The organism is Henriciella sp. (genome assembly GCF_049649345.1).
Lineage (GTDB): Bacteria > Pseudomonadota > Alphaproteobacteria > Caulobacterales > Hyphomonadaceae > Henriciella.
This window is the reverse complement of the sequence record NZ_JBARZC010000261.1, coordinates 1-2,659: the sequence shown is the minus strand read 5'-3', so window position 1 is coordinate 2,659 and position 2,659 is coordinate 1. Positions and strand designations below refer to the sequence as shown.

2 protein-coding genes are annotated in these 2,659 nt (G+C 60.5%); both read left to right on the top strand.

Annotation, left to right across the window (positions count from 1 at the left end):
• Positions 1–19 precede the first annotated feature (19 nt).
• Positions 20–1,540: a tryptophan halogenase family protein gene (locus WA989_RS06800; RefSeq protein ID WP_424339751.1), complete on the top strand. Its 1,521-nt coding sequence runs from the start codon at positions 20–22 to the stop codon at positions 1,538–1,540.
• Between the two features lie 10 nt (positions 1,541–1,550).
• Positions 1,551–2,659, top strand: a 1,109-nt coding sequence (locus WA989_RS06795; protein ID WP_424339750.1) for a tryptophan halogenase family protein, incomplete at its 3' end; no start/stop codon positions are given.

Below are 2,659 nucleotides of genomic sequence, written 5' to 3'. Positions count from 1 at the left end.
AAGAAGAGGGGGCTGGCTGATGCTGTCTGACGAGGCGCTCGAGACGATTGTGATTGTTGGCGGCGGCACGGCCGGCTGGATGACAGCCGCTGCGCTCAGCCGGATCACGGCGAATGGGCGCACCAAGATCAGGCTGATCGAATCCGACGAGATTGGCACGGTCGGGGTTGGCGAGGCGACAATTCCGCCGATCAACGCGTTCAACCAGCTGCTCGGCATCGACGAGAATGAGTTCGTCGCCGCCACACAGGCGACCTTCAAGCTCGGCATCGAATTTGTCGACTGGCTGCGCCCTGGCCATGCCTATATGCACCCGTTCGGCGAGTTCGGGCTCGATATCGAAGCGGTCAAATTCTACCAGTTCTGGCTGAAATATTCGCGCGAGCAATCCATTCCGCCCATCGAGCAGTTCTGCATGTCGGCGGTCGCCGCGCGGCAGGGGAAGTTTCTGACGCCGGGGGCCGATCCGCGCTCTGTACTCTCCACGCTCGCCTATGCCTTCCACTTCGATGCGACGCTTTATGCGCGCTATCTGAGACGGCTTGCCGAAGGCCGCGGCGTGATGCGCACAGAAGGCAAAGTGGTTGGCACGACGCTTCGCGGCGAAGACGGATTTATCGATCATGTTCTGCTGGACTCAGGCGAAGAGATTGAAGGCGATCTCTTCATCGATTGCACCGGCTTCCGGGCGCTGCTGATCGGCAAGGCGCTTGGCGTTGATTACCAGGACTGGACGCACTGGCTGCCCTGCGACCGCGCGATTGCCGTGCCGAGCCACAGGCGGGGTGATCCGATCCCTTACACCAAGGCGATGGCGCGGCCGGCGGGTTGGCAGTGGCGCATCCCGCTTCAGCATCGGACCGGCAACGGTCATGTCTATTCCAGTGAGTTCATGTGCGATGAGGAGGCCGAACGCCTGCTCCTGGAGACGCTCGATGCAGAGCCTGCCGCCTCACCGCGACAGCTCCGCTTCACAACGGGGCGGCGCGAGCGGTTCTGGGAGAAGAATTGCGTCGCGATCGGGCTGTCTGCGGGTTTCATGGAGCCTCTGGAGTCGACCAGTATTCACCTCATCCAGGCCGGCATTTCCAAACTGATTGCGCTGATGCCGGACAAAAGTTTTGCCCGCGTCGAGCGCGAGGAATATAACCGGCTCACCGCGATGCAGTTCGAGCACATCCGGGATTTCCTGATCCTGCACTACAAGGCGACAGAGCGCGAGGATACCGGCTTCTGGCGCTATGTGCGCCATATGGACATTCCTGACACGCTGCAGCGCAAGATGGACCTGTTCTGCTCGAAGGGCCGGATTTTCCGCTTCGAGGACGAGCTGTTCGGCGAGTCCAACTGGCTCGCCGTGATGCTCGGCCAGGGACTTCGCCCGCGCACCTGGGACCCGATGGTCGATACGATCGAGCCGCAAAAAGCCCTGCAGACCATGCAGCATATTCACCGGTTGATGCAGGATGTGGCTAGCAAGATGCCGACCCATCAGGCCTATATCGACCGCTACTGCGCCGCCGAAAAACTGACAGTTTGAGACCGATGCCATGACCATAGACCGAATTCGAAAAGTACTGATTGTCGGCGGCGGAAGCGCCGGCTGGATGACGGCGGCGGCGCTGTCGAAGCTGCTGAAGAACAATTATTGCGAGATTCAGCTGGTTGAGTCCGAACAGATCGGCACAGTCGGCGTCGGCGAGGCGACCATCCCGCAGATCGGCACGTTCAACCGCTCGCTCGGCATCGATGAGACCGACTTCATCAGGAAGACGAAAGCGACCTTCAAGCTCGGCATCGAATTCCAGGACTGGGGCAGGAAGGGCGATTCCTATATTCACCCGTTCGGGCCCTATGGCCTCGATATGGACGGGGTGTCCTTCCACGCTTTCTTCCTGAAACATCACGGACAGGATTATGGGCCGGACACGACCGAGCAGTATTCGCTACAGGCGATTGCGGCGCGGCAGGCGAAGTTCATGCGGCCGGTCAATGCGGGCAATTCACCTCTGTCGAAGATCGCCTATGCCTTCCATTTTGACGCCTCTCTCTATGCCGCCTATTTGCGCGAGCAGGCCGAGAGCCGCGGGGTTGAGCGGGTCGAAGGCAAGGTGACACGCGTCAATCAGAACGGCGAGACAGGCTTTGTCACATCGATTGAGCTTGAGAACGGCCAGGTGCTCGAAGCCGACCTGTTCATTGACTGTACGGGCTTTCGCGGCCTGCTGATCGAAGGCGCTCTGGAGACAGGCTTTGTCGACTGGTCGCACTGGTTGCCGGTCGACCGCGCGATCGCCGTGCCGACCAGGCGAGGCGACGGGCCGCTTATCCCGCGCACCCGCTCCATCGCGCGCGATGCGGGCTGGCAATGGCGGATCCCGCTGCAGCATCGCACCGGCAATGGCCATGTCTATTCGAGCAATTTTACAAATGATGAGGCCGCCCATGACACGCTGATGGGCAATCTCGACACAGAGGCGACGGCAGAGCCGCGCATGTTGCGCTTCAAGACGGGCCACCGGAAGAAATTCTGGAACAAGAATGTCGTGTCGATCGGGCTGGCTGCAGGATTTATGGAGCCGCTGGAGTCGACCTCGATCCACCTCATCAACACCGGCATCAACAAGCTGATTGCGCTACTGTCGCTGGACGGCGTGAC